Raw genomic sequence first — 26,957 nt, 5'->3', positions numbered from 1 at the left:
GCCGGTCACAAGGAAAATGGGAATGGCTTCGATCCTGGTTGGAATGTCCACTGCGCAGATCGCCGCGCTGCGGACGTCGCAAATCGCTTCGCTCGGCACGGACGACATGTCCGCCTTGTCGTCGGCGCAGATCGCGGCATTCTCCACCGCCCAGGTCAAGGCGATCCAGTCCTCAAGCCTGGGCAGCATCCGCGCCTCCGAATTCGCCAGCGGCATGTCGACCGACCAGATCGCCGTGCTGTCGACCGCCCAGGTCGCAAAACTGTCGGCCAGCCAGCTCGCCGTCCTTTCCAGCACGCAGGTGCAATCCCTGATCACGGCGGGCATCGGCGCCCTGACGAGCGCCCAGGTCACCGCATTGACCAGCGCCGAGCTATCCGCCCTGACGACCTCCCAGGTCAAGGCATTGGGCAGCGTCCAGGTCGCCGCCCTCGGCGCGAGCCAGGTGACGGCCATGTCCACGACCCAGCTCGCGGCGCTGAAGACCTCGGCTTTCGCGGCGCTCGGATCGGACGCCCTCCTGGCGCTGGACACGACCCAGCTTTCGTCGCTGACCACGGCCCAGATCGCCGCGATCCGCCCGGCGCAGGTCGCCAACCTGAGCATCGGCCAGACCCAGAGCCTGACGACGGCGCAGATCGCCGCGCTGACGTCCACGCAGGCCGCTTCGCTGACGGTGGACCAAATCGCCGGCCTCGATCCGACCCAGATCGCCGTCTTCCGCACCGCCGGCCTCGCGGCGCTGAACAGCGACCAGATCGCCGCCCTGACGACCGACCAGATTGCCAACGGCCTGACCACGGCGCAGATTCCCGGCCTGCAATCAACCCAGATCGCTGCGTTGTCCGCGGCCCAGATCGCCGCGCTGCAGGATGCGCAGATTGCCGCGCTCGCCTCGACGCAGGCGGCGGCGCTCTCCACCGATTTCATCGCGGCGCTGAGCTCCAGCCAGGTCGCGGCGATCGAGTCGCAGGACATGGCGGCGTTCACCACCGGCGAACTGGCGGCGCTCACCACCAGCCAGATCGCGAACGGCCTGACCGCCGTGCAGCTCCAGGCCTTGTCGAATACCGCGCTGGCCAGCCTGTCGGCGGCGCAGATCGCGGCCATCGCCTCCAGCGAAATCGCTTCCATGACCACCAGCCAGATCGGGGCGCTGACCACGGCCCAGCTGGTAGCGCTGACGACGGACCAGTTCGGCGAAGTGGCGGGCAATTTCCTGGCCGCGCTCAAGCCGGCGCAGATCGCGGCCCTGACCACCAGCCAGGTGCAGACCCTGGGAAGCGACCAAGTCATCGCGCTCACCACCGCCCAGGTCACCTCGCTCAGCGCGGGCGCGATCGCGGCGCTGACCACCGACCAGATCGGCTGGCTGGAAGCCGAAGACCTGGCCGCGCTCAAGAGCCGCCAGATCGCGGCGCTGACCACCGCCCAGATCGCCTACGGCCTGACCACCGACCAGATGTACGCCCTGACGAGCGCGGAGATGGCAGCGATGTCATCCGCCCAGACGCGCGCCCTGACCACGGACCAGCTCGCGGCGCTCACCACGGGCCAGGTGGCCAGCCTGTCGACGCGCCAGATCGGAATGATGGGCACCGGCCAGATCAATGCGCTGGTCGATTCGTTCCAGGCCGCGCTCAAGACTTCCCAGATCGCTGCGCTGACCACCGCCCAGGCCGCCAACCTCGGGGCCGCCGAGATCGCCGCGCTTTCCAGTTCGCAGGTCGGGGCGCTGGCGCCGCGTGCCGTCGCGTCCCTCACGACCGACCAGATCGCCGCCATCGAGACGCGCGACGTGGTGGCGCTGCGCAGCACGCAGATCGCGGCCCTGTCCACCGCGCAGATCGCCAGCGGCTTCGGCACCGCGCAGGTCGCCGCCATGCTCACGAACCAGATCGCGTCGCTGTCGCTTTCCCAGGTGGCCGCGCTGACCACCGACCAGATCGCGGCGATGAAAACCGCGCAGGTGGCCGTGCTGACCACGGCGCAGATGAGTGCCCTGACCTCGGACCAGCTGAACGAACTGGTCAGCGCCTTCCTGCCGACGCTGCGCTCGGCCCAGCTTTCCGTGCTGTCGGATACGCAGATCGCCAGCCTCGGAACCGACCAGCTAGCCCTCCTGACGACCGGCCAGATCGGCGTGCTGTCGGCCAGCGTCATCGGCGCCCTGACGACCGACCAGATCGCGGCCTTGCCGGTGGAAGACATCGGTGCGCTGAAGTCGTCGCAGATCGCGGCGCTCACCACCTCGCAGATCGCCTTCGGCCTGACGACGGACCAGGTCGGCGCGCTCAAGTCGTCGGCGATTTCCATGCTGTCGACCAGGCAGGTCGCAGCCCTGACCAGCAACCAGCTGGTGGCGCTGTCGGCGGTCCAGGCCGGCGCCCTGACCACGGCCCAGATCAAGGCGCTTTCCACCGACCAGATCAGCGCGCTCGCCGACGTGTACCTGCCTGTCCTGAAGACTTCGCAGATCGCGGGCATGACCACCACCCAGGTTTCCAGCCTGAACACGGCGCAGATCGCTTCGCTGACCACGAAGCAGGTCGCGGCGCTGACCACGCGTGAAATCGCCAGCCTGACCTCGACCCAGCTGTCAGCCTTCGTCAATGCCGATCTCGCCGCCCTGACCTCGGTCCAGCTCGCCGCGCTGAGCACCAGCCAGCTGGTGAACGGCATTACCTCGACCCAGATCTCGGCCTTGCGTTCGTCGCAGATCGCCGCGCTGTCCACGCGGCAGACCGCGGCCCTCACGACCGACCAGCTCGCCGGACTGAGCGCCGGCCAAGTGGCTTCGCTCAAGCCGCAGCAGATCGCCGCGTTTGCCGATACCGGGCAGATCTCCGCCTTGTTCGCCGGCTTCCTCGGCACCCTGCAGAGCGCGCAGATCGCGGCCCTGACCTCGGCCCAGATCGCGATGCTGAGCACCGACCAGGTCGCTTCACTGAGCACCGGCCAGGCCGCCGCCTTGACGACGGCGGAGCTGCGTGCCCTGAGCAGCGACCAGATCGCCGCCATCACCCTCGCTGATGTCGGCGCGATCCGGAGTTCGCAGATCGTGGGCCTGTCCAGCGACCAGGTGGCTTTCCTGACGCCGGCACAGGTCGGCGCGCTGAAAACCGGCCAGTTCGCCGCCTTGAAATCGGCGCAGATCGCCGCGCTCACGACCGACCAGATCACCGCCATGACGACCGCACAGGTCAGCGGACTGGCCGACGCCCAGGTCGCCGCGCTGAATTCGTCGCAGTTCGGCGTCATCCTCGCGACTTTCCTGCCTGTCCTGAAGACCACGCAGATCGCCGCCCTGACGTCCGACCAGATCGTCAGCCTGCCGACTTCGCAGATCGCCTCGCTGACGACGCGCCAGGTGTCGGCGCTGTCGCTTTCCGCCATCCAGGCGTTGACCACGGACCAGATCGCCAGCCTGAGCGGCGCGGACATCTCCGCGCTGACCACCAGGCAGTTCGTCGCCCTGGCTTCCACCCAGCTGATGGCGCTGACGGACGCGCAGATGCCTTCGCTCACGACGGCGCAGTTCGGCGTGCTGACCAGCGACCAGATCGGCGCCCTGTCGACTTTCCAGATTACCTCCCTGAGCACCGCGCAGGTGAGGGCGCTGAGCAGCAAGCAGGTCGGCCTGCTCAGCACCGACCAGTTCGGCGCCCTGATGGGCACCTTCCTGCCGACGCTGAAATCCAGCCAGGTCGCCGCGCTGACCACGGACCAGGCGGCCAGCCTGACCACCGACCAGATCGCCGCGCTGACGTCGGCCCAGGTTTCCGCCTTGCCGACCGCGGTGATCGCCTCCCTGAGCGTGGACCAGGTGGCCGCACTGGAGGTCGCAGACCTCGGCGCGCTGACATCGCGGCAACTGGGCGCGCTGTCCACCACGCAGCTGGTCGCGCTCACGCCCGACCAGATCCCGGGCCTGAAATCCAGCCAGGTCGCTTCCTTGAGCACCGCGCAATGGACCGCCCTGATCACCGACCAGCTGGTGGCGCTGACCACCGCCCAGGTCGCGGCGCTGACGACGCGCCAGATCGCCGCGCTGACCGCCGATCAGATCACGGCATTCATGGACCAGTCCCTGCCCAGCCTGCGCTCGGCGCAGATCGCCGCGCTGACGACCGATGAAATCGGCCTGCTGACGACGGATGAAATCGCCAGCCTGACCACCGCCCAGATCGGCGCGCTGACCAGCAAGGCCATCCTTGCCTTGAGCGCTTCGCAGCTGGCGGCCGTGACACCCGCCGATTTCGGGCAATTGAGGACCAGCCAGATCACGGTCCTGACCGCCGACCAGATCACGACCGGCCTCACGCCGGAGCAGCTGGCAGCGCTCAAGACCAGCCAGATCGGCGCGCTCAACAGCGTGCAGGTGCCCTTGCTGAGCAGCGCGCAGCTGACCGCGCTTACCACCAGGCAGGTCGCTGCGCTGAGTTCGCGCCAGATCCAGTACCTGACCGGCGACCAGTTGACCGTGCTGCTCGACAATTACCTGCCCTCGTTCACCACGGCGCAGATCCAGGCTTTGTCGGGCGACCAGATCGCGGCGCTCGCCACGGTGGAAATCAACAGCCTGTCTTCGGCCCAGGTCGGCGCCATCAGCACCCGCGTGCTGTCTTCCCTGAGCGCCGGGCAGATCGGCGCCATCGAGGCCGACGCCATCCAGGGCTTCACGACGAAGCAGTTGTCCATGATGACCGCCGACCAGGTAGCGGGATTGTCAAACGAACAGATCGCGGCCTTCGCGAGCAGGCAGATTCCCGGCCTGACGGTGGACATTATCGCCACGCTGACCAGCGCCCAGCTGAGCGCGTTCGAGACTCGGGACATCACTGCCTTGACGGCGCGCCAGATCGCCGCGCTGACCACCGACCAGCTGGTCAGCGGCATCGGCGCCGCGCAGATCGCCGCCCTGACCTCGGTGCAGGTGACCGCCATCCTGCCGACGCAGATCGCAGCCCTGACCGCGGTCCAGATTGCGGCCATCGAAACCCGCGACCTGGCCTCGCTCAAGGCAACCCAGCTGATCGCGCTGACGACCGACCAGATCGCCGGCGGCCTCTCCACCGCGCAGGTGGCGGCCCTGACGCCATCGCAGCTCGCATCGCTCGCCACCACCCAGCTCGCCGCGCTGACGCCGACGCAGGTGATGGCGCTGACCAGCACCCAGCTGGCCGGCATGAGCGCGGCGCAGCGCGCGGCATTGGCGCAGGCCAGCCCGATCGTGCTCGACCTGAACGGCGACGGCGTGCACACCCGCAGCGTCCTCGAAGGCGTGAACTTCGACCTCACCGCGAGCGGCCGCACGGTCCGCACCGGCTGGGTGGGCCAAGGCGATGCGCTGCTGGTTCTCGACCGCAACGGCGACGGCATGATCAACGACGGCAGCGAACTGTTCGGCACCTCGACCCTGATGGCCGACGGCAGCAAGGCGGCGAACGGCTACCAGGCGCTTGCCGAGCTCGACGCCAATGGCGATGGCGTGATCGACGGCAAGGATGCCGCCTATGGCAGGCTGCAGGTCTGGGTGGATGCCAACAACGATGGCATTACCGAGGCCGGCGAGTTGCGCAGCCTGCAGGAGGCCGGCGTGGCGAGCATCGGCGTGAAGGCGGAATCGGTCTCGGAAAAGGACAATGGCAACTGGCTGGGGCTGGCCGGTTCCTACACGACGGCGGACGGGCAGAGCAGGGCGACGGCGGACGTCTGGTTCGTGGTGGATTCGAAGCCGGATCTTTCCAGCCAGGTCGGCGCGCTGGTCGAAGCCATGTCCGGCTACGCGGCTGCCGCAGCCGAACCGCCGGCCGCCGCGCTGCCGCTGACCGATGCCGCCAGTTACACGAGCGCCGCCGCCCAGATGGCTGCCGCCATCGGCAGCCATGAGGATATCGCGCGGGTGGGAGACAAATCCGCCGAATCGCGGATGGCATCGGCGCAGCTCGCCGCCAGCCTCGTCAAGAAGGACGACGGCGGCTATCTTGCATGAGGTGCGTGGCGTGACGGCGGCGGAACTCAGTCCGCCGCGATCACCCGGTTCTTGCCGGCCCGCTTCGCCTTGTAGAGCGCGTCGTCGGCGCGCTTGACGAGGGACACCTGGTCTTCGCCGGGCTGGCGCAAGGCCACGCCGGCGCTGAAGGTGATCAGCAGGCGTTCATTGTTGTGCAGGAAGATGCGCTTGGTGAGCTCGCGCTGCACCCGCGTCACGGTCTGGATGGCCTCGGGCAGGGGCGTGTCTGGCAATACGATCAGGAATTCCTCGCCGCCGAAGCGTCCGATCACGTCCATGCTGCGCAAGGTGTCCTTCACCACCCTGACGAGATGGATCAGGGCCTGGTCGCCGGTGACGTGGCCATAGGTGTCGTTGAGCCGCTTGAAGTCATCCAGGTCCAGCAAGGAAATGCACAATGGCGAGGCGCGCCTGTCCGAGCGCGCCAGCTCGCGATCGAACACATCGTCCAGTCCGCGCCTGTTGAGGCTGCCTGTCAGTTGGTCTTCCCGCACCAGGTCGCTCATTTCCTGCAGCTGCGATTCCAGCTGCTGGATGCGCGCTTCGGCGAACTGCACCTGCTGGCGTGCCGCGACCATGTCGTCGCGCGAGCGCAGCGCCTCGACCTGCGCGGCGCGCGTGTCGCGCATGACGTTGTCGAGGATCTTGTTGAGCTCGGGAATGCCGCGCGCGGAACTGATCTGGCGCGCGTAGCCGTCGATCTTCTCATGGTATTCGCCCGTACTCGCCGCCACCGCGCCCAGCCGGTCGATGAAGGTGATCATCATGGTCTTCATGCTGCTCTTGGCTTCCGCCAGGCTGTGCTTGAGCGCGCCCTGCTTGTAGATCACGTCCTTCAGGCTGCGCGTGGCGTCAAGCAGGGCCGCATGGCTGATCGGACCGTCGAGCAGCGCCTGCACGCTGGCGATCTGGCCACTCAGCCAGGAATCGTTGTCGAGCAGTTCGCTGACGTTCTCCAGCAGCAGCTTGAACAGACGCAGCAGGAGTTCGTGTTCCTCCGCCAGGTCTGCGCTCTTGAGTTCGATGCGGAAGCAGAACTGCTTGAGTTTCGCGCTCACGTCGTTGAGCGACTTTTCAGACATGGCCTTGCGCACGGCATCGGCCAGCACTTCGGATTCCTGCGACAGGTCGGGCACCTTGTGCAGCAGCGAGGCCACCCCGAGCGTCAGGGTCCGGACCAGCAGGTCGCGGAGCAGGCGGGCCTGCACGCTCTCGCCGACGATGGCTTCAGGAGGGCGGGGCAGGCGTTCGAGCGCCGGATCGGGCTTGTCGGCCGGGACTGCGTCCTGCGCCGCCACGGGCTGCACGGATAGCGCGGATAGCACTCCTGGCGTTTTCTCCGGCACGGGAACATCGACGAGGGGAATGCCCGCGCTCTTCATGGCGACCGGCGCGGGAGGATCGACGAGCGGAATGCCGGCGCTCTTGAGGGGCGGGGCTGGCGCGTCGTCCACCAGCGGCAGCGAAGCTTTCTGCGGGGCCGGCGTCGAGGCAACGATGGCCTGCTGGGCAGCCGCCGGCGCCGGGCTTGCCGCGGGCGTCGGCTTGAAATGCCTTTCCAGCATGCCGTTGAGCTTGTCGCTGAATTGCTGCCAGTCGCGCGATTCCAGGGCGCGGCTGCATTCGATGGCGAGGACGGTCATGTCCTCCGAGACGCCCGCGAGGTTGGACGTGAATTCGGCAAGCACCTTTTCCGCGCCGGACCGCTCGACGCTGCCGGCGATCTCCTCGTAGATCTTCGTGTAGGCGTCGGGCGTGGGCGCGATGCGCCGCGTGGCCAGCCTCTTGAAGGCTTCGCGCGCGATATCGGCGGGACTCATTTCCGTTTTCTTCTTGTCATCCATGGCGCAATTCAGTGAAGCATCGGTTTTCCAATGTAGCGCCTGCCCGGCCAAATGAAAAGCGGCAATCCCTGGAATGCCGGCGGCATGGTCTCGAAATGCGACGTCGCCGGCGGTTGGGGGCTGACAGGCCTGCCAGGTTTCCCGGAATCGGGAGGGCGCCTGGCGCACCACTCACTTCATCACTCACTCCACCAGCTTGTTCTTGATGGCGTAGTGGGTGAGTTCGGCGTTGTGCCGCATCTGCATCTTTTGCAGGAGGCGGGAGCGGTACATGCTGATGGTCTTGACCGACAGCTTGAGCGCATTGGCGATGTCCGTCACGGTCTGGCCCGAGGCGATCATCACCATCGTCTGGTATTCCCGGTCCGACAGGGTTTCGTGCGGAGCGGCGTCCCGGTTTTCGTCGCCGACCTGGCGCGCGAGTTCCTGGGCGAGCGCCTGGCTGACGAACTTCCTGCCGGCCGCGACCTGGCGGATCGCGTCGACCAGTTCGGCCGGCGCGCTTTGCTTGTTCATGTAGCCGGCGGCGCCCGCCTTGAGGGAGCGGATGGCGTAGAGATCCTCGCGGTGCATGGACAGCATCAGCACCGCGAGGCGCGGCACTTCCTTGCGGATCTGCTTCAGCACGTCGATGCCGTTCCGGTCGGGCATGGAGATGTCCAGCAGAAGCACGTCGGCTTCCTCTCGGCGCGCGAGCTTGATGGCGTCGCCGCCATTCTCCGCGTCTCCGGCAACGACGAGGTCCCTAGTGTCGGCAAGGATCTGCCGCAGGCCTTCGCGCACGATGGCATGGTCGTCGGCAATCAGCACCTTGATGGTGGTCGGAGTCATGCCGCGATACCCTTGATGTCATCGACCGCGGCTGCCTTCGCCGCCTTCCCCTGGCGCCCGAGCGGAATGCGCACGCTGAGGGTGGTGCCGCCGCCGTCCATGGGGGCGATGTCCAGCTTGCCGCCCAGGGCGCGCGCACGTTCCATCATGCCGCGGATGCCGAAGGATTGCGGCTTGAGACGGTCCTCGTCCGCAATGCCCCGGCCGTCGTCGCTGATGTCGAGCTGGACCGCGCGGCTGGTGTAGGCCAGCTTCATGCGGACCTGGCGCGCCTGCGCGTGCTTGGCGATGTTGGTCAAGGCTTCCTGGGCAATCCGGAAGAGGGCGCTCGCATGATCCGCATGCAGGTCGCATTCGGGCCGGTTGCTGGTGAAGCTGCAGGCGATGCCCGACTGCGTCTCGAATTCGCGCGCCTGCCATTCGATGGCGCTGACGATGCCGAAATCCAGGACGGCTGGGCGGAGATCGCTCGAGATGCGGTGGATCGCCTCGATGGTGCGGTCTACCAGCGAATTGATGTAGTCCGCGCGCTGCGTCAGCGCCACGTCTTCGCCGGGCAGGCGTTTCGTGAGCAGGGCCAGCGCCATCTTGATGGCGGTCAGGTTGCCCCCGACTTCGTCGTGGATTTCCCGCGCGATCCGCTTGCGCTCCTGCTCGCGCGCGAGATCGGCGTGCGCGGAAGCGGGTTCGGGCTGGCGCGCGCGCGTCATCACGCCACCTCCCGCGCGGCCGCGGACTGCTTCAATGGCGGCGTCCAACGGGCCAGCCAGCCCGCGAAGTCTTCAGCCGGCATCGGCTTGCTCATGAAATAGCCCTGGCCCTGGTCGCAGCCCATCGCGGCGAGCATGTCCCAGGCCGCCTGGCTTTCGATGCCTTCGGCGACGACCTTCAGGCCCAGGTTGTGGCCGAGGTCGATGGTGGAGCGGACGATCTTCGCGTCGCCGGCATCGCGTTCCATCTTCAGCACGAAGGATTTGTCGATCTTGAGTTCCTGCACCGGCAGCCGCTTGAGGTAGGCGAGCGAGGAGTAGCCCGTACCGAAGTCGTCGATCGACAAGGCCACCCCCATGGCGTGCAGGCTTTCAAGGGTATGCTGCGCCCGGACCGGATCGTCCATGATGGCGCTTTCCGTGATTTCGAGGCAGAAGGCGGCGGGCGTCAGCTGGTGGCGTGCCAGCACGGCTGCGAATTTCTGCGGCAGTTCCTGGTCCATCAGGTCGCGCGTCGACAGGTTCACCGACACGCGCATCCGCAGGCCCTGGCGCGCGAGCTCGCTCGCCGTGGCTGCCGCCTTTTCCATCACCCACTGGGTGATCACGCGGATGAATCCGGTCTTCTCTGCGAAGGGAATGAAATTGTCGGGAAACACCATGCCGCGTTCCGGATGCACCCAGCGCACCAGCGCTTCCATGCCCGACACCACGCCGCTGGCGAGGTCGACCTTGGGCTGTACGAAAAGGCGGAATTCATTCTGTTCGGCGGCGTGGCGCAGCTCGCTCAGCAACGACAGGCTTTGCTGGCTGGCCTTGTCGATGTCGGGATCGTAGACTACCGCGCCGCTGCCGCCGTTCTTGGCGGCGTACATGGCGACCTCGACGCGGCTCAGCAGGGACTGGACGTCGCGCGCATGCTCCGGGTAGCCGGCGATGCCGATGCCGGCGCCAAGGTCGACGTTCTGGTCTTCGAGCGCGATGGGCTGTTCCAGCGTCTTCAGGAGCCGCGCCGCGAGGCCGGTGGCATCTTCCAGGGTCGCGCCGGGAAGCAGGATGGCGAACTCGTCGCCGCCGAGGCGGGCGATACGCGCCGGCGCGGCCACCTGCTGCTGCAGCCGTTGCGCGACCTGGCGCAGCAAGGCGTCGCCGAAGGCATGGCCCATGATGTCGTTGACGTTCTTGAAGCGGTCGAGGTCCATCATCAGCACGAAGCAGGAACCGCCGCCATCGGCCTGCTCGATCGCGCCCTGGAGCAGGTAAGCGAATTGCGCCCTGTTCGGCAGGTCGGTCAGCGTATCCCAGTAAGCCAGGCGCCGGACTTCGATTTCGCGGTTGGCGATGTCGTCGCGCATGCTGGCGAAGGTCTTGGACAGTTCGCCGATCTCGTCGTCGCGGGTGACGTCGATGTCGCCCTGGTAATCACCGGCGCCCAGGCGGCGTGCGGTCTCGCCCAGCTTCTTGAGGGGGCCGGTGATGCGCTTGGCGATGAAGATGCTGCCGCCGATGGCAATGATCACGCCAACGGCAGTCAGGATCAGGAGGATGAGCTGCAGGCGGCGGTAGGGCGCGACGGCCTCGCTGATCGACCGCTGCATCACTGCGATGACCCGCGCGTCGCCGCTCTGCGCAAGCTCGATGAGGCGCGCGCTGTAGTCGTTGCCGCCAACCTGGAGCTGCGGCATGAAGCCGGGCTGGGCGTTCAGTTCCTGCAGCCGCGCGCCGAGCGCGGCCGACTCATCCGGCGACAGCGTGGATTCGTCGGGCATCCAGGCGCCGCCCCGGGTGGTGAAGATCGACACCTGCATGGAAGAGAGGTCGCGCATGTCCTTGGCGAGGCGCTTGTCGATCGGGAACGCCATCGCCACCCAGCCGATCGTTACCGGCGCCCTGACTGGCACGACGACGATCTGGTACGGCTGGGTGCCGAAGATGGCGATGCCAGTGGTGGTGCCCGACTGTTCCGCCTTCAGCACCATGCGCTTGAGCGAGGCTTCGACGTCGGCCTGCAGGCTGGTGGTCGAGGCGGATACCTTGTGGTCGAGGTTGAACAGCACGGTATGCGAAGCCTCGATGCGGTCGCCGTGGTTGGCGAGGGCGGACTCGATGGTCTCGCGGTCATTGGTGGAGATGGCGGTCTTGAAGCCGTACTCGTTGGCCAGCAGGCGGGCGCCTTGGGTGAGGTTCTGCGCGTACTGGTCGACGAGCCGGCTGAAAACCTTCTCGCTCACCGCGAGTTCGTTGCGGACCGCGGCGCGGCCGTTCACGTCGATGGCGGAACGGATGGACAGGAAGGCCGCGAGCTGCACCGCGAGGATCAGCACCAGGAAGAGAATAACGATGCGGCTTTCCAGACTGCGCAAGCGCATGGCGTGTTCCTAGTTGGCTCCGGGCGTTTTCACGTTGACCTGGACCGCCGCCGTCATGTCGGCGGCGCCCATGTTCAGATGCTGGCCCGGCAGGCTGGTATTGAGCGGCAGGCTGTAATGCCAGCCCTTGAGTTCGTATTTGCCGGCGGGCAGGCCGTCGATCCTGGCTACGCCGCTGGCATCGGTCTTCGCGTACCAGGGTGTGGAAACGACATGCACGTAGGCGAGCATCTGGTCATGGATGTTGCAGCCGATGACAACGGTGCCGGGCTTGTCGAAGTGGATGGGGCTGGCCGGCTGTCCCGAGTAAAGCTTGATGTCGAAGGGCTTGGCGGGCGACACCGAATATACGTGGTGACGGACCGTGTCGTTGTTCGGGAAGGCGATGTCGCTTCCGGTCTGGACCACGGTCACGAGCGGCATAAACTTGCGTGCCTTCTGCTCGATGTCGACGGCCTTGCCCGACTTGGCGAGGACCGCGCCCGATGCCGGTTCCGCATAGACCGCCGCGTCCGCCAGCGGGCGTCCTGCGCTGTCTGTCACCTGCACGGTGAGTGCTGCCGCATGCACGAAGGAAGAGGCGAGCGCGAGCGCCGCGCCGAGGAAAGATGTCAGACGATTCATGTAAGGAAAGGTCCCTGGTTTCGCGAATGTACACATGCGGCAAGCCGTCATTTCCGATGCTGTCCGGAAAGACGTTTCCTCTCGGACTTTATCATAGAAGTTAAGTTGCTTTACCGTGTGCCGGCCGCGACTTCCGCAAAAATTGCCAGGGGAAAAAATTCCGTGCAAAGCCGCAGCGGGGCCTTCCATTTTGGATAGAAAGGGTGCTATACTTTTGTCTTTCGCGGCTGTAGCTCAGCTGGATAGAGTACTTGGCTACGAACCAAGGGGTCGTGGGTTCGATTCCTGCCAGCCGCGCCAGTTTTTCAAAGGGTCAGATCGCAAGGTCTGACCCTTTTCTGGTTTACGGCCCTGGAAATTTTCTACGCCTGCGCGAACCTCGTCCTGCCGGACGCCATCTTCCTTCTTCCAATTCCCGTTTTCCTTGCCGCCTTTTCCCTCGGGCGGACCGGTCGCGTCCGCCTCAACTACACGCCTGGCGTTTCAAAGAAAAGCGAAACCGCCGGGGTCGGGTCCGGTCAACGGCTTGGCCGACGGTCCGCGCAGAGCGATGCCTGGGGGGAGTCCGCGCAGCGCTGGTCGATCAGGAAGTCCACTGCGAGATAGCCGATGATACCGAGCGCAAACAGGACGACCATGAGCTGGATGATGGTGAGGCCGCGCTGGTTGCGGCGCGGGCGCGGACGATGAAGCGAGTGGGGTGCCGAGATTTTCATCAGGTCGGATATTGTTCAGTGAATCAATGACATAAAAAGTTTGGACCGCGGTTGTCCACAAGCTTGCCCACATCCTGCGGGGATAATTCCGCGGGCTGGCCCGCCAATTCCGCCGTCGCTTTTGCGATACATCGGGACGCAGATTTTAGCGTAGCAAAATCCTATTTTTCATGAGGCCAGGAAATCTTTTCCGCTAAGATGGACTCATCTGCGATACATGTCACCGATAGACATGATGGCAGGTCTGCTATACAAGTCACCGATAGACTTGATGGCACGCACCGGCTGGCCGAACTCGCTTCGCCAGCCAAACCATTCCACGCTGGCAGCCTGAACGCGAGTTCAGTGCTGCCAGTTCCGCACCAGGGCGTTGCCGGCCTCGCGTGCGCGCTCGATGGCTTCCTCGTAGCTTGCGCACGGCTCCGCCGACGCACGCTGTTTTTCCTGCACGCACCTGAAGTCCTGCATCGCTTCATCGAAGCGGTAGATTTCCACGAAAGGGTCCCAGGTATTGGGCGCCGACAGTTCGTGGGCGATCAGGTGAAGCTGGTAAGGCCCGACATTCTCTATCTGCATGATGAAGCCTCCTTTGCTGCGATGCTAGCAGCCGCGCATGCACGGGCCTTGAGACGGCGCAGTGTCGCCGCTGCGCGCGGAAGCAGTAAGAGAGGCGAGGCAGGAATTGCACTACGGAACGAATGCCTGGCGTCACTGTCTAGGCATCACCTTCTTGAATTTGACCGGGAAACGACCATGCAAGACGTGACGACGCTGCAAGCCGAACTGCAAGCCCTTCGCCAGCTGGAAAAGGCGATCCGCGACTGCGGCCTGCCCAGCATGATGATATCGGGGCAGGGGCCGCTGGAACGCCTGTCGCTCGCCTTGCAGCAAGTCATGGAGGCGCGCGCCGGGTCCGGCGCGCGCTGATCAGGCCGCCCGGAGCGGCACGGCATCAGGCAACGGCCTGCTTCGCATTGCCCGCCTCGCGGGTCATCATGTCGTTGAGCCGTCCGCGGTAGAGCGCGACGATCAGGTCGGACTGGGTGACGATGCCGGCGAGCCGGCGTTCCTTGTCGACCACGGGTATGTGGTGCATTTCCGCTTCCGAGACGAGCGGCACGAGTTCCACGACGTGCATGTCCTCGGCCACCGTCTTGACCTGCCGCGTCATGATCTGCCCGACCACTTCGGCCTTGTCCGAGTCGGTGCCGCGCGTGCGGCGGATGAAGCGGCGCAGCTTGGCGTCGAAGCCCTCGTAGAGGTCGAGGTCGGCATGCTTCATGAAGTCGGCGACGGTCACGATGCCGATCACGCGCCGCGCGCGGTCGACGACCGGCAGCGCCTTGACATGGTGGCGCCGCAGCAGCGCCCAGGCTTCTTCCATGTCGGTGCCGAATTCCACCGCGACCACGTCGCGCGACATGATATCGGCGCAGGTGATCTCGCCGAAGCGCCGGCGGTAGGCATGCATTTCCGTCTGCAGGATCAGTGACTCCAGCTCATCGCGGCTGACGTCGAGCACCTGGTTGTATTCCTTCAGCACTTCGTCCAGGTCTTCCGTCGTGAAGCCCAGCCTGTCGCCGGGCGTGGCATCGCGGGTCTGGTGGGTATTGGCGTGATCGTGCACGGGCAGGTGCGGATAGCGCCGGCGCGTCAGGTTGTTGTAGGCGATCGCGGCCAGCAGCATCAGCAGGCAGTTCAGGCCCACCGGAAAGAACACGAAGGAAAAGCCCGCGTCATGGATGGCCGGCCCGCCGATCACGGCCGTCATGGCGACCGCGCCGCCAGGCGGATGCAGGCAGCGCATTGCGAACATGACGCCGATCGCCGCGGCGACCGCGATGCCGGCGGCGGCGGCCGGGTCGGGAATGAGGCGGGCGCATAGCACGCCGGCAGCGGCTGACAGCATGTTTCCGCCCAACATGGACCAGGGCTGGGCCATCGGGCTGGCCGGCAGGCCGAACAGCAGGACGGCGGATGCGCCCATCGGCGCGATCAACAGCGGAAGGGCCTGTCCCGTGCCGAAGGCGGCACGGACCACGAGCCCGGTCATGAGGATGCCGAGAAAGGCACCGAGGCAGGCGCGCAACCTTTCCTTTGCATCCACGGCAAGCGGCGGGGGAAGCCAGCGCCGTTGCCAGCTGCCCGCCGTGTTTTCAGCGTTCTTCAACAATCAACTCCAGTGACAGCGCAAACATGAAGCGCAAACAGGCCGCGACCGACCGCCATTGGCCGGCTGCGGCATTTCGAGATGGGAAGCAAGTGTACAACGGCTTGCACCGGGAGGGGGCGTGCGCCCCGGCGACTCAGCCCCGGTCAGCTGGCCTTGAGGTAGCGCTTGACGCCATCCTTCTGCAAGACATCGCCCCAGGACTCGATGTGGTAGATCTCCCCTACCTTGTGCAGCACCACGCCGAACTGTTCCCGCAACTTCATCATTTCCTGGTCGATGACCTGCTGCTCCATGCCCGTCAGGTCGGCGATGGCCGACACGGTGGGCCGCTCCAGCAGGTCCACGGCGGAAAGCAAAACGAACAGCCGGCGCGCATCATGCTCCGGGTATTGCGGCACACCGAATTGGTTTCTTGCAACACGCATTGTTTTCCTCCTTCCTCAACCGGACCGCGGCCGGTCCCGGTGTTCACGCCGGGCAAGGCTTCGCGCGCAGATCGGGTCCGAAGGTTCGACAGGGGCAATCCTGCAAACGGTTCCGGCCGGCCGCCGATTTATGCAAGGCCGTGCAAAAAAGAGCCCTGGCAAGGTAAAAAATTCCTTCGCGCGGTGTTTCCGGGCCGTTTCACTTGGCGGTTCCTGTCTGAAGGCCTGCCCTTGAAGCGGTGAACGACGGGATGGATGGCGAGGATGCCCCGGAGGAGGCGCCTCCGACGCGTCCCACCGGCAACCGCCCGGGCATGCCGGGCATGGATTTCGCTGCCGCTTGTTCCGGAAAGGAAGGGACCATGAAAACGAGCCTGAAAAAGATCGACCGGCAAGTGATCGTCATTACCGGGGCCACCAGCGGCATCGGCCTGACCACCACGCGCCTGGCCGCGCAGCGCGGCGCCAGGCTGGTGCTTGTCGCACGGAACGAGGATGCCCTCAAGCAGCTGGTGTACGAACTCACCAAGCGCGGAACGGAAGTCGTCCACGTGGTGGCGGACGTCGGCATTGAGGAAGACATGCGCAAGGTAGCGGACGCCGCCATCGCGCGCTTCGGCGGCTTCGATACCTGGATCAACAACGCCGGAATCTCCATCTTCGGTCGCACCGAGGACGTGTCGCTGGAAGACCAGCGCCGGCTGTTCCAGACGAACTTCTGGGGCGTCGTGCATGGTTCCATGGCGGCGGCGCGGCATCTCAAGCAGAAGGGCGGCGCGATCATCAATCTCGGCAGCGAACTCTCCGACAGGGCGGTGCCGCTGCAAGGCATGTATTCCGCATCCAAGCATGCTGTCAAGGGATTCACCGATTCCCTGCGCATGGAACTGGAGGAGGAAGGCGCGCCGGTGTCGCTCACCCTGATCAAGCCGGCGGGCATCGACACCATGTTCATCGAGCATGCCAAGAATTACATGGACGTCGAGCCCAAGCTTCCGCCGCCGGTCTATGCGCCGGACGTGGTTGCCGAAGCGATCCTGCATGCGGCCGAGCATCCGGTGCGCGACCTCTTCGTCGGCGGCGCCGCCAAGGCAGTCTCTACCGCCGCGCATTTCGCGCCGCGCGCGATGGATGCCATTATGCGCAGCGTCGGCATGAAGCAGCAGCGCTCCAGCACGCCAGCCCGCGACCGCAGCCAGAACAGCCTGCACGAGCCGGGCAGGGACCTGATGGAGCGCCAGGGCATGGGCGGCCTGGTGTTCGAGCGCAGCCTGTACACCAAGGCCGCCATGCATCCCAGGACGACCATGGCGGTCATGGTCGGCGTAGGTTTCGCCCTCGGCGCCTGGCTGCGCTCGCGGCAGGAGGAAGCCCCCGGCAGGGCGCTGGGCATTTCCCGATGACATCCCCACACAATCGAAACAGGAGCATGCCATGGCAGCACTGACAGAAGAGCAGATGAATGCATTCCGCGACCGTCTCGGCGCCCGCGCGCAGGAACTGCGCGATGATATCCGCCGTGAACTCGACGTCAAGGATGAACATATCGACGTTGCGTCCGAAGTGCCGGATCCCGGCGATTCCTCGTTCGCCGACCTCGCGGTGGACCTCGGCAACGCGGCGGTGTCGCGCGACATCTTCGAGATGCGCGCGGTCGAGGCGGCGCTGGCGCGCACCGACGATGGCAGCTATGGCGAGTGCCTCGATTGCGGAAGCGACATTCCCATCGAGCGCCTGCAGGTGCAGCCGACCGCGGAACGCTGCATCGCCTGCCAGGAAAAGTACGAGAAGACCCACGCCGACGGCGCGCGCGGCGCGACGATGTAGGAACTCCGCCGGATATCCTGGAGGCTGCCATTGATGCTTTCTTTCCCGGATGACACGGACGATGCGCGCTCCGATGCCCGATTCGCCTCCTGGCAACGCATGCCTTGCCGGCGTTGCCATGGCGGCAAGGAATCGTGATCGAAGCGAAACGTTTTACAATCGCTGTCATCCAGACATCTGAAAGGGAGAACCATGGACCAAGCCCTGCGCGACCTGCTGCAACGCATGCCGAAAGCGGAACTGCACATCCACATCGAAGGCTCGCTCGAGCCGGAACTGATTTTCGCGCTGGCGGAACGCAACCAGGTCAAGCTTGACTATCCGTCGGTGGAGGCGCTGCGCCGCGCCTATGCCTTCACCGATCTGCAATCCTTCCTCGACATTTATTATGCCGGCGCCAGCGTTCTCCTCAAGGAGCAGGATTTCTACGACATGACCTGGGCCTACCTCCAGAAGGCAAGACAGGACAACGTGCGGCACGCGGAAATCTTTTTCGACCCGCAGACCCACACCGACCGCGGCGTGCCCTTCGAAATCGCCATCAACGGCATCCACCGCGCCTTGCAGGATGCCCGCGCGCAATGGGGCATGAGCGGTGGACTGATCATGTGCTTCCTGCGTCACCTTTCCGAGGAGGATGCCTTCAAGACACTCGAACAGGCCATGCCGCACCTCGACAAGATCATCGGCGTGGGCCTCGATTCCTCGGAGCGCGGCCATCCGCCGGAAAAATTCGCGCGGGTGTTCGCCCGCTGCGGCGAGCTTGGCTTGCACCGGGTGGCGCATGCCGGCGAAGAGGGGCCGCCGGAATACATCCGCAACGCGCTCGACATCCTCAAGGTGGAGCGCATCGACCATGGCGTGCGTTGCCTGGAAGATCCGGCGCTCACCGAGCGGCTGGCCAGGGAAGGCATGCCGCTCACCGTGTGCCCGCTGTCCAACATCAAGCTGCGTGTCTTCGACCGCAATGCCGACCATAACCTGCGCGCGTTGCTCGACGCCGGCCTGGCGGCCACGGTCAATTCCGACGACCCGGCCTATTTCGGCGGCTACATGAACGACAATTTCATTGCCATGTTCGAGGCGCTCCCGCTGGAACGACGCCATGCATGGCAGCTCGCGCGCAACAGCTTCGTCGCCGCCTTCCTCGACGAAGACAAGAAGAAGGCGTTCGTGGACGAAGTCGACGCCTGCTTTGCCTGAAGCGTTACGGAGGACAGGGGAAGGGCGCCCGCGATGTCCGGACGCCTGCCCCGGTGCCTGCCCTGGTTGATACCCTGACGGAGATGCGATGAGAGATGCCGGACTGCCGGTGATATTGATCGTCCTTGGCGCGGGATGGCTGCTGCACAGCCTCAACCTGCTGCCGGACGTGCATTGGTTGTGGATCATCTGCCTCGCGGGAGCGGGTGTCGGCATCCTGCTCGTCGAAGGCTTCACCAAGTCGTCGGTCATTTCCGGTCCGCTGCTCATCCTCGCCGGCTTCATGTCGTTCTGCCGGCAAACCTATCGTGTCGGCTGGGGCGTCATCATCCCCGTCATGCTGATCGCGGCCGGCATCCTGATGCTGGTGTCGCGCTCGCCCTCCATTCCCGAGAGCCGGCATCGCCTGTCGCGCATGTCCCGCCCCATGGGCGGACCGGATGAGGGAGACCGCCATGGTTGAATCGATGTCCGCCGCGGCGCTGGCCGGCGGCCTGTCCTGGGCCAGCGGCTTGCGGCTCTACATGACCCTCTTCATCGCCGGCTGGTTCGGCCGCGCCGGCTGGATAGAACTGCCCGCCGGTCTGCAGATACTGCAATCGCCCTGGGTGCTGATGGTGACGGGCGCGCTGCTGGTCCTGGAATTCCTTGCCGACAAGATCCCCGGCGTCGATTCCGCATGGGACGCCATCCACACCTTCATCCGCATTCCCGCCGGCGCCGTGCTGGCGGTGGCGTCGCTGGGCCATCTCTCGCCAGAGTGGACCACCATCGCCGCCATCCTCGGCGGCACATTCGCGGCCGGCGCGCACATCACCAAGGCGGGCAGCCGCGCCCTGATCAACACCTCGCCGGAACCCTTCAGCAACTGGGCCGCCTCGTTTTCCGAAGACATGGTGGTCATGTCCGGCTTGTGGGCGGCCTTCTACCATCCCTGGGTCTTGTTCACCCTGCTCGCCATCTTTTTCCTCGTTGCATTGTGGTTGCTGCCCAAGCTGTGGCGCGGCCTGCGATGGCTGTTCCGAAAGCTGAGTACCTGATGCTCCTGCAAGCTCTCCGCATGACCCTGCGCGACTGGCGCGCGGGCGAACTCCGTTTCCTGCTCGTGGCGCTGATCGTCGCGGTCGCCTCGCTGTCGTCCGTCGGCTTCTTCGTCGACCGGATGCGGGCGGGCCTGCAGCGCGATGCCCACCAGCTCCTCGGCGCGGATCTCGTGATCAACGCCGACCAGCCCATCGAGTCGGCATGGCGCGAGGAGGCGAGGCGGCGCGGACTGCAGCTGGCGGAAACCGTGGCCTTTCCAAGCATGGCGCTGGCCGGCAGCGGCGATGACACGCAGTCGATGCTGGCTTCCATCAAGGCGGTGTCGAAGGACTACCCGCTGCGCGGCAACCTCAAGCTCGAGGGAGCGGATGCCGAGGCGGAACCGGTCGACACGCGCGAGACGCCGGCCGCCGGCACCGCCTGGGTGGATTCGAACCTGCTTTCCGGCCTGCATGTCCGCAAGGGCGATTCGCTGCGCCTCGGCGACGCCAGCTTCCGCGTGGCGGAAGTGATCGCGGTGGAGCCGGACCGCGGCGCGGCCTTCATGAACTTCGCGCCGCGCGTGATGATCGCGCTGCCGGACCTTGACGCCACCGGCCTGGTCCAGAACGGCTCGCGCGTCACCTATCGCCTGCTGGTGGCGGGCGCGCCGCGCGACACGGCGGCCTACCAGACGTGGCTGCAGTCCCGCATCGCCGGCGACAACGTGAAAGGCGTGCGCCTGGAATCGCTGGAATCGGGGCGCCCCGAAATGCGTGCCACGCTCGACCGCGCGGAACAGTTCCTTTCCCTCGTCGGCCTGCTGTCCGCCATGCTCGCGGCCGTTGCCGTGGCGATGGCCGCCCGCCGCTTCATGCTGCGCCACCTCGACGCCTGCGCCATGCTGCGCTGCCTCGGCCTGACGCAGAACCAGGTCACGATGCTTTATCTGGCGGAGTTCGGGCTGCTCGGCCTGGCCGGCAGCGCGGTCGGCGTCGCGGCGGGTTTCGCCGCGCATTTCCTGCTTTTGGAATGGCTGGGCCGCCTGGTGACCAACGTGCTTCCGCCGCCCGGCTTAGCGCCTGCCCTGCAGGGCATCGCTACCGGCCTGCTGTTGCTGGTCGGCTTCGCCTTGCCTGCCATCCTGCAACTGCGCAACGTGCCGCACAACCGCGTGATCCGGCGCGAACAGGATCCGCCGCGTCCCGCGGCGCTGGCGACCTACGGCATGGGCCTGCTGGCCTTCATCGGCCTGCTGCTGTGGCAGGCGGGCAATCCCAAGCTGGGCTTGCTGACGGCGGCCGGCTTCCTCGCGGGCGTCGCGGTGTTCGCCGTCATCGGCTGGCTGGCCGTGCGTTCGCTGCGGCTTGCCCGCGCCGGCATCGAGCATCCTTCCTGGCGCTTCGCGGTGACCGCGCTCCAGCGGCGCACCTCGGCCACCATCGTGCAGATCGTTGCCTTGTCGCTCGGACTGATGGCCTTGCTGTTGCTGACCGTCATCCGCGGAGACCTGGTCAGCGCCTGGCGGCAGTCAACGCCCGCCGATGCGCCCAATCATTTCGTGATCAACATCCAGCCCGACCAGAAGGCCGGCATCGAGCAGCGCCTTGCCGAGGGCGGCGCGGGGAAGGCGCTGCTGTTTCCCATGATCCGCGGCCGGCTCGTCCAGATCAACGGCAAGCCGGTCACGCTGGATTCGTATGCGGACGATCGCGCGCGCAGGTTGGTGGACCGCGAATTCAATCTCTCCACCATGCGCGACCTGCCGCCGCAGAACACCGTTTCCGCCGGCCGCTGGTTCGATGACCGCGCGCCTGAGGCCTCGGTGGAGGAGGGCCTGGCGAAGACCCTCGGACTCAAGCTGGGCGACACCTTGCGCTTCGACATCGCGGGGCAGGCGGTCGAGGCAAAGATCACCAGCCTGCGCAAGCTCGACTGGGGATCGATGCGCGTCAACTTCTTCGTGATCCTCAACCCGTCGCTGATGGCGGACACGCCGCAGAGCTGGATCACCGCCTTTCACTTGCCGAAGGGAAGGCAGGACGTCGCCAATGCCTTGTCGCGCGACTATCCCAACCTGACCGTGGTGGATGTCGGCAGCATGATCAGGCAGGTGCAAAGCGTGCTCGACCAGGTCATCAGCGCGGTGGAATTCCTGTTCCTCTTCACGCTCGCATCGGGCGTGCTCGTGCTTTATGCGGCGCTGGTGGGTTCCCAGGATGAACGCATACGCGAGTCCGGCCTGCTGCGCGCGCTCGGTGCGACCAGGAAACAGCTTTCGCGCGCGCAATGGATTGAGTTCGCGCTCGTCGGCGGACTGGCCGGCTTGCTTGCCGCGTCCGGCGCGGCCGCGATCGGATGGGTGCTGGCGCGCGAAGTGTTCCGCTTCGAGTGGACATTCAGCCCGGCGGTGTGGGTCAGCGGCCTGCTTGTCGGCTGCCTGTGCGCATTCGCGGGCGGTTGGATAGGATTGCGCCACGTGCTCAAGCATCCGCCCTTGATGACACTGCGCGGAAACTGAGCCGACGTCTTTTCGCCGGCTTGTAAAACTCTTATCCAGATGTTTCAGCGCAGCCTGCTCCAGGCTGCGCTCATCCCTCGCATTCCTTTTCGATCAGCCAAGCCAAGCACTCCATTCGAGCGTTCCACGCCTGACTTTATTTTCCATCGCCAACAACGCATTCGTTGCGTTTCTTTCCGCGCGGCGATGAAGACCAATGCTGGCCTTAATGCAAATTAAACAGGACTGTGTGCACGCGTGCTTTTGCGCAAGCTCCGCATGACATCGCGACACTATCCTGCCTTCATCACCGGTTTTCCTTTTGTGCATCAATCGTTTCGGCAAGAGGAAAAAAGCGTGCGTGCGATCGATTTACAACGCTTGTTTTTCAGTGTTTTCGTATCTCGGGCACGGTTGATACGTCTCAAAACAGCGAACAGGAGGAAACGTAGAGTTGTAGATCAGATAAGTCCGGTAGGAACTGGGCAGGATGCGGAGCCGGCGTGGAGTTGTTCTTCCGGTGAACTCGCCATCCGCGACACCAGACAAGGGGCCTTGTCCGCAAGGCACGACTGTCGACGGTTCGCCCCGATCCCCTAAACACTGCACTCGCCATCGTGCCTGGCAGCTTTGCATACTTCACGTGGAGTCTTCATATGCGTTTCACTTCCAAGGCAACACTCGCGACATGGAGCGTGGTCCTGGTTTTGCCGTGGCTGGCCGGATGCCAGTCCGCCGTGCCCGGCATGCATTTCGACCGCAGCTCTTTCAATTCATCCGGCTCCTCGGCCGCATCCAGCGCGTCCGGCGGCGAGAACATGAACGCCGAACTCAAGCCGATCACGCCGCAGCTCGTCAAGGCGCTGCAGGAGACGCGCGAGAAGCAGGCGACCCAGGACATCAGCAGCCTCATTTCCAAGCCTTCGTCCTACAAGATCGACGCGGGCGACGTGCTGTCCGTCGTGGTCTGGGACCATCCCGAACTGTCCAACTCCGCCACCGTTCCCGTCGGCGGCTACGGCGGGCAGGGCGCGGATGCCTCGACCTCCGCCGCGACCGCACCGCCGGCAGGCTTCATGGTCGACCATGACGGCACCATCCAGTTCCCGTATGCCGGCTCGATCAAGGTCGCCGGCATGAGCCAGGACCAGGCATCGCAGGTCCTCGGCCAGAAGCTGTCGAAGTACCTGCGTAATCCGAAGGTCACGCTGCGCGTCCAGTCCTACCGCAGCAAGCGCGTGTACGTCGACGGCGAAGTCAAAACGCCGGGCCTGCAGGCGATCAACGACATTCCGATGACGCTGGTGGAAGCCATCAACCGGGCGGGCGGCGTGCTGCCTACCGGCGACCAGAGCCAGGTGGTGGTCAACCGCAGCGGCGTCAACTACCAGATCAACCTGCCGCAGCTGGTGCAGCGCGGCGTGAACCCGGCGAGCATCATGCTCAAGGATGGCGACGTGGTGCGCGTGCGTTCGCGTGACGAAAGCAAGGTCTTCGTCTCCGGCGAGGTGGTCAGCCCGCGCGCGCTGCCGATGCACAACGGACGCCTGACGCTGAACGAGGCGCTCGGCGAATCCGGCGGCGTGAATCCGCTGTCGGGCGATGGCAGCCAGATCTACGTGATCCGGCGCGACGGCGGCAACCAGGTGGTGTACCAGCTCGATGGCAGCAAGGCGGGTGCAATCGCGATGGCCGAGAACTTCGAGCTCAGCCCGAAGGACGTCGTGTTCGTCGCCGCCACGCCCCTGGCCAACTGGCACCGCAGCATCAGCCTGATCCTGCCCAGCGCGCTTTCCGGCGCGGTCGGCGCGGTCACGCCGGCGACGCAGAGGTAACGATCCCGTTCAAAGTTTCGCCGCCGGAAGACCGGCCCTGCCGTACGCAGGGCTGGCGGGTGGCGGCGAAGCCGAGTCGGGTCCGTGTGAATCAATCTTCTTTCAGACTATCCTATGATGAATCAATCCATACCCCTGTTGGCCGGCCCTACCAGCGTACGGCAAGATGAACAAGAAATCGGGTTGGCGACCTACTTCGACATTCTCTGGGAAAGCCGCTGGCTGATCGCGACCATAGCCCTGATCGTTACCCTGGCAGGCGCGTCCTACGCGTTCTTCGTCAAGCCGGTGTACGAAGCGAACATGCTCATCCAGGTGGAAGAGGAGGGGCAGAAGGAATCCAAGAACATCGTCGGCGACCTGTCCTCGATGTTCAACGTCAAGTCCTCGGCCACGTCCGAGATGGAACTGCTGCGCTCGCGCCTCGTCGTGTCGCGCGCCATCGACAACCTGCGCCTCTACATCGGCGCCGAGCCCAAGCGCTTCCCGGTGGTCGGCAACTGGCTCTCCGGCTTCAACAAGTCGCTCTCCACGCCGGGCGTCGCCGGCTATGGCGGCTATGCCTGGGGCCGCGAGAAGATCGACGTCTCGACCTTCAACGTGCCGGACACCATGCTCAACCGCGAATTCATCCTGACCGCCGAAGCCGACGGCAACTACCGCGTGACGCAGAAGGACTTCGGCGTCGACTTCCGCGGCAAGGTGGGCGAGACCAGCATCGTCGAGCTGCCGCAAGGGCCGATCGAGCTGCGCGTCGACCAGCTCGCCGGCAAGCCTGGCGTGGAATTCCGCCTCAACCGCAGCTCGCGCCTGGCGACCATCGAGAACATCCAGACCGCGCTGACCGTCACGGAGCAGGGCGGCAAGACCTCCGGCATCATCGGCGCGAACCTGCAGGGCTCCGATCCGAAGACCATCTACCTGGTGCTCAACGAGATCGGCAAGGAATACGTCAAGCAGAACGCGGCCCGCAAGACCGAGGAAGCCGAGAAGTCCCTGGCCTACCTGAACAAGCAGCTGCCCGAACTGAAGACACAGCTCGAACAGTCCGAGGCCAAGTACAACGCATTCCGCAACAGCAACGGCACCGTCGACCTGAGCGAAGAGTCCAAGCTCACGCTGCAGCAATCGTCGCAGGCCAAGCTGCGCAAGACCGAGCTGCAGCAGAAGCGCCTCGAGCTGCTGACCCGCTATACGCCCGAACATCCGCTGGTGCAGGGCATCGACTCCCAGCTCCGCGAGATCAACGGCGAGCTGAACCAGATGCAGGAGCACATCAAGACCCTGCCGCTGCTCGAGCAGAACCTGGTGCGCCTGACGCGCGAGGTGAAGGTCAACACCGACCTCTACACCGCGTTGCTCAATACCGCCCAGCAGCTCCGACTGATCACCGTCGGCAAGGTCAGCAACGTGCGCCTGATCGACTCGCCAATGCTGCCCGAGAAGCCGGTCAAACCTAACCGTCCGATGATCCTGGCGCTGGCCGTGATCGGCGGCCTGTTCCTCGGCGTGCTGATCGCCTTCTTCCGCAAGTCGCTGACCGGCACCATCGACACGCCGGAGCAGGTGGAAAACATGATCGGGGTGCCGGTGTACGCCACCATCCCGCACAGCAAGAAGCAGAAGGAACTGTATCGCTCGGTGAGCGGCAAGCAGCAGAAGGTGCCGCTGCTGGCAGCGGTGTCGTCGGAAGACGCGGCCATCGAAAGCCTGCGCAGCTTCCGCGCCGCCTTGCAGCACTCGATGCCGACCTTCCGCAACAACATCGTGCTGATTTCCGGCGCCACGCCGGGCATGGGCAAGTCCTTCGTGTCGGCCAACCTGGCGGCGCTGATGGCCGCGACCGGCAAGCGCGTGCTGCTGATCGACGCCGACCTGCGCAACGGCCTGCTGCACCTGTACTTCGGCTTCGGCCGCCAGGACGGCCTGTCGGACGCCATCGCCGGCGCACGCGGCCTGGACCAGGTCATTCACCGCAACGTGATCGAGAACATGGACTTCATCTCGACCGGCACCTTGCCGCCCAACCCGGCCGAGCTGCTGCTGCGCCCGAGCTTCACCGACATGCTTGAGCAGCTTTCCTCCGGCTACGACCTGGTGCTGATCGACGCGCCGCCCATCCTGGCGGTGGCCGACACGCTGATCATCGGTTCGCACGTCGGCGCGATCTACATCACCACCCGGGCCGGCGTCACCACGCCCGGCGAGATCAACGAATCGCTCAAGCGCCTGGCCCAGGCCGGCCTCGCCGCCAAGGGCGTCCTGTTCAACGACCTGAAGTCGCGGCCGGGACGCTACGGCTACGGCTACGGCTATGGCAACTACCGCGCGGCGCCGGCTAGCAACACGCCGCTGATCGAGGCGCGCTGACCGGCATGGCCCATCGGAGCAATCCCGATGGGCCTGTTCCGACACATCGGTGTATCGCCTTCGTCCGGCAATCCCGTGATTGCTTTCCTGTCATTGCCAGCGACCCTGTCGTTTCCGGCGTCCTCTCTGTCATTCCCGCGAAGGCGGGAATCCCATTTCGGTTGTCCGGCGCGCGTGAAAATGGGATTCTCGCCTTCGCGGGAATGACAGTGGAGGAACGGGAATGCCAGAGGTCTACGGCAGCAACCCAACCCATCGCAACGCCATGACCCTCGACATTTCCCAAAGCATCTTCAAGGCCTACGACATCCGCGGCATCATCGGCAAGACGCTCGACGCCTCGGTGGCGCGGCGCATCGGCCAGGCCTTCGGCGCCGCCGCCCTGGCCAAGGGCGAGCGCACCGTCGTCATCGGCCGCGACGGCCGCCTCTCCGGACCCGAGCTCGCCGCCGCCCTGGCCGCCGGCCTGCAGAGCACCGGCCTGGACGTCA

19 protein-coding genes, 1 tRNA gene and 1 pseudogene are annotated in these 26,957 nt (G+C 65.5%); 12 read left to right on the top strand and 9 right to left on the bottom strand.

Annotated elements, in window-relative coordinates; genetic code table 11:
- Positions 1-22 precede the first annotated feature (22 nt).
- Complete coding sequence (locus tag G3574_RS01040) at positions 23-5,995, top strand: beta strand repeat-containing protein (RefSeq protein ID WP_163960004.1); 5,973 nt, start codon at positions 23-25, stop codon at positions 5,993-5,995.
- Positions 5,996-6,021: 26 nt separating this feature from the next.
- Here G3574_RS01040 and G3574_RS01035 read toward each other — a convergent pair whose 3' ends face one another.
- The 5 genes from G3574_RS01035 to G3574_RS01015 all read right to left on the bottom strand — a co-directional run bounded on the left by G3574_RS01035 (position 6,022) and on the right by G3574_RS01015 (position 12,394).
- Positions 6,022-7,836, bottom strand: a complete 1,815-nt coding sequence (locus tag G3574_RS01035; protein ID WP_235952875.1) for a GGDEF domain-containing protein — start codon at positions 7,834-7,836, stop codon at positions 6,022-6,024.
- 207 nt (positions 7,837-8,043) lie between these two features.
- Positions 8,044-8,691, bottom strand: a complete 648-nt coding sequence (locus G3574_RS01030; protein WP_163960002.1) for a response regulator — start codon at positions 8,689-8,691, stop codon at positions 8,044-8,046.
- Positions 8,688-9,401 carry a sensor histidine kinase gene (locus G3574_RS01025; RefSeq protein WP_163960043.1) on the bottom strand — a complete coding sequence of 238 codons (714 nt, stop codon included), beginning with the start codon at positions 9,399-9,401 and terminating at the stop codon, positions 8,688-8,690. The genes G3574_RS01030 and G3574_RS01025 overlap by 4 nt, the downstream gene beginning before the upstream one ends.
- Complete coding sequence (locus G3574_RS01020) at positions 9,401-11,770, bottom strand: putative bifunctional diguanylate cyclase/phosphodiesterase (RefSeq protein WP_163960001.1); 2,370 nt, start codon at positions 11,768-11,770, stop codon at positions 9,401-9,403. The genes G3574_RS01025 and G3574_RS01020 overlap by 1 nt, the downstream gene beginning before the upstream one ends.
- A gap of 9 nt (positions 11,771-11,779) precedes the next feature.
- On the bottom strand, positions 11,780-12,394 hold the full coding sequence (locus G3574_RS01015; RefSeq protein WP_163959999.1) for a methylamine utilization protein: 615 nt from the start codon (positions 12,392-12,394) through the stop codon (positions 11,780-11,782).
- Positions 12,395-12,617: 223 nt separating this feature from the next.
- On the opposite strand from G3574_RS01015, the gene G3574_RS01010 reads away from it, so the two are divergent.
- A tRNA-Arg gene (locus tag G3574_RS01010) sits at positions 12,618-12,694 on the top strand.
- 218 nt (positions 12,695-12,912) lie between these two features.
- Here G3574_RS01010 and G3574_RS01005 read toward each other — a convergent pair.
- Positions 12,913-13,110, bottom strand: a complete 198-nt coding sequence (locus G3574_RS01005) for a type II secretion system protein (protein WP_163959997.1) — start codon at positions 13,108-13,110, stop codon at positions 12,913-12,915.
- Between the two features lie 342 nt (positions 13,111-13,452).
- Positions 13,453-13,686, bottom strand: a complete 234-nt coding sequence (locus tag G3574_RS01000) for a hypothetical protein (protein WP_163959995.1) — start codon at positions 13,684-13,686, stop codon at positions 13,453-13,455.
- 177 nt (positions 13,687-13,863) lie between these two features.
- On the opposite strand from G3574_RS01000, the gene G3574_RS00995 reads away from it, so the two are divergent.
- Positions 13,864-14,037 (top strand): hypothetical protein, encoded by a 174-nt coding sequence (locus tag G3574_RS00995; protein WP_163959994.1) that lies wholly within the window; start codon positions 13,864-13,866, stop codon positions 14,035-14,037.
- A gap of 25 nt (positions 14,038-14,062) precedes the next feature.
- Here the strand turns inward: G3574_RS00995 and G3574_RS00990 are convergent, their stop codons facing one another.
- Both G3574_RS00990 and G3574_RS00985 read right to left on the bottom strand, forming a co-directional pair.
- Positions 14,063-15,280 (bottom strand): HPP family protein, encoded by a 1,218-nt coding sequence (locus G3574_RS00990; protein WP_235952866.1) that lies wholly within the window; start codon positions 15,278-15,280, stop codon positions 14,063-14,065.
- A 146-nt stretch (positions 15,281-15,426) separates the two neighbouring features.
- Positions 15,427-15,708 (bottom strand): hypothetical protein, encoded by a 282-nt coding sequence (locus G3574_RS00985; protein ID WP_163959991.1) that lies wholly within the window; start codon positions 15,706-15,708, stop codon positions 15,427-15,429.
- 362 nt (positions 15,709-16,070) lie between these two features.
- On the opposite strand from G3574_RS00985, the gene G3574_RS00980 reads away from it, so the two are divergent.
- The 9 genes and pseudogenes from G3574_RS00980 to G3574_RS00940 form a co-directional block, all read left to right on the top strand.
- Positions 16,071-17,111 carry an SDR family oxidoreductase gene (locus tag G3574_RS00980; RefSeq protein ID WP_163959989.1) on the top strand — a complete coding sequence of 347 codons (1,041 nt, stop codon included), beginning with the start codon at positions 16,071-16,073 and terminating at the stop codon, positions 17,109-17,111.
- Positions 17,112-17,142: 31 nt separating this feature from the next.
- On the top strand, positions 17,143-17,535 hold the full coding sequence (locus G3574_RS00975; protein WP_163959987.1) for a TraR/DksA family transcriptional regulator: 393 nt from the start codon (positions 17,143-17,145) through the stop codon (positions 17,533-17,535).
- A gap of 192 nt (positions 17,536-17,727) precedes the next feature.
- Complete coding sequence (locus tag G3574_RS00970; protein ID WP_163959985.1) at positions 17,728-18,738, top strand: adenosine deaminase; 1,011 nt, start codon at positions 17,728-17,730, stop codon at positions 18,736-18,738.
- An 88-nt stretch (positions 18,739-18,826) separates the two neighbouring features.
- The gene (locus G3574_RS00965; RefSeq protein ID WP_163959983.1) at positions 18,827-19,201 is read left to right on the top strand and encodes a LiaF transmembrane domain-containing protein; all 375 of its coding nucleotides are present in this window, start codon (positions 18,827-18,829) and stop codon (positions 19,199-19,201) included.
- Positions 19,194-19,778 carry a DUF4126 domain-containing protein gene (locus tag G3574_RS00960; protein WP_163959981.1) on the top strand — a complete coding sequence of 195 codons (585 nt, stop codon included), beginning with the start codon at positions 19,194-19,196 and terminating at the stop codon, positions 19,776-19,778. Before G3574_RS00965 ends, G3574_RS00960 begins: the two co-directional genes overlap by 8 nt.
- On the top strand, positions 19,778-22,282 hold the full coding sequence (locus tag G3574_RS00955; protein ID WP_163959979.1) for an ABC transporter permease: 2,505 nt from the start codon (positions 19,778-19,780) through the stop codon (positions 22,280-22,282). The genes G3574_RS00960 and G3574_RS00955 overlap by 1 nt, the downstream gene beginning before the upstream one ends.
- Before the next feature lie 635 nt (positions 22,283-22,917).
- A complete protein-coding gene (locus G3574_RS00950; protein WP_235952864.1) occupies positions 22,918-24,096 on the top strand; it encodes a polysaccharide biosynthesis/export family protein in 1,179 nt (392 codons plus the stop codon).
- Between the two features lie 114 nt (positions 24,097-24,210).
- Entirely contained in the window at positions 24,211-26,466 is a 2,256-nt protein-coding gene (locus G3574_RS00945) for a polysaccharide biosynthesis tyrosine autokinase (protein ID WP_328804682.1), read from the top strand.
- A 223-nt stretch (positions 26,467-26,689) separates the two neighbouring features.
- Positions 26,690-26,957: pseudogene (locus tag G3574_RS00940) on the top strand (hypothetical protein); the annotation flags it as partial.

Source organism: Noviherbaspirillum galbum, assembly GCF_010974945.1.
Classification (GTDB): Bacteria; Pseudomonadota; Gammaproteobacteria; order Burkholderiales; family Burkholderiaceae_D; genus Noviherbaspirillum; species Noviherbaspirillum galbum.
Note: the sequence above shows the minus strand (reverse complement) of the source record. Positions and strands in the feature narration are given on the sequence as shown.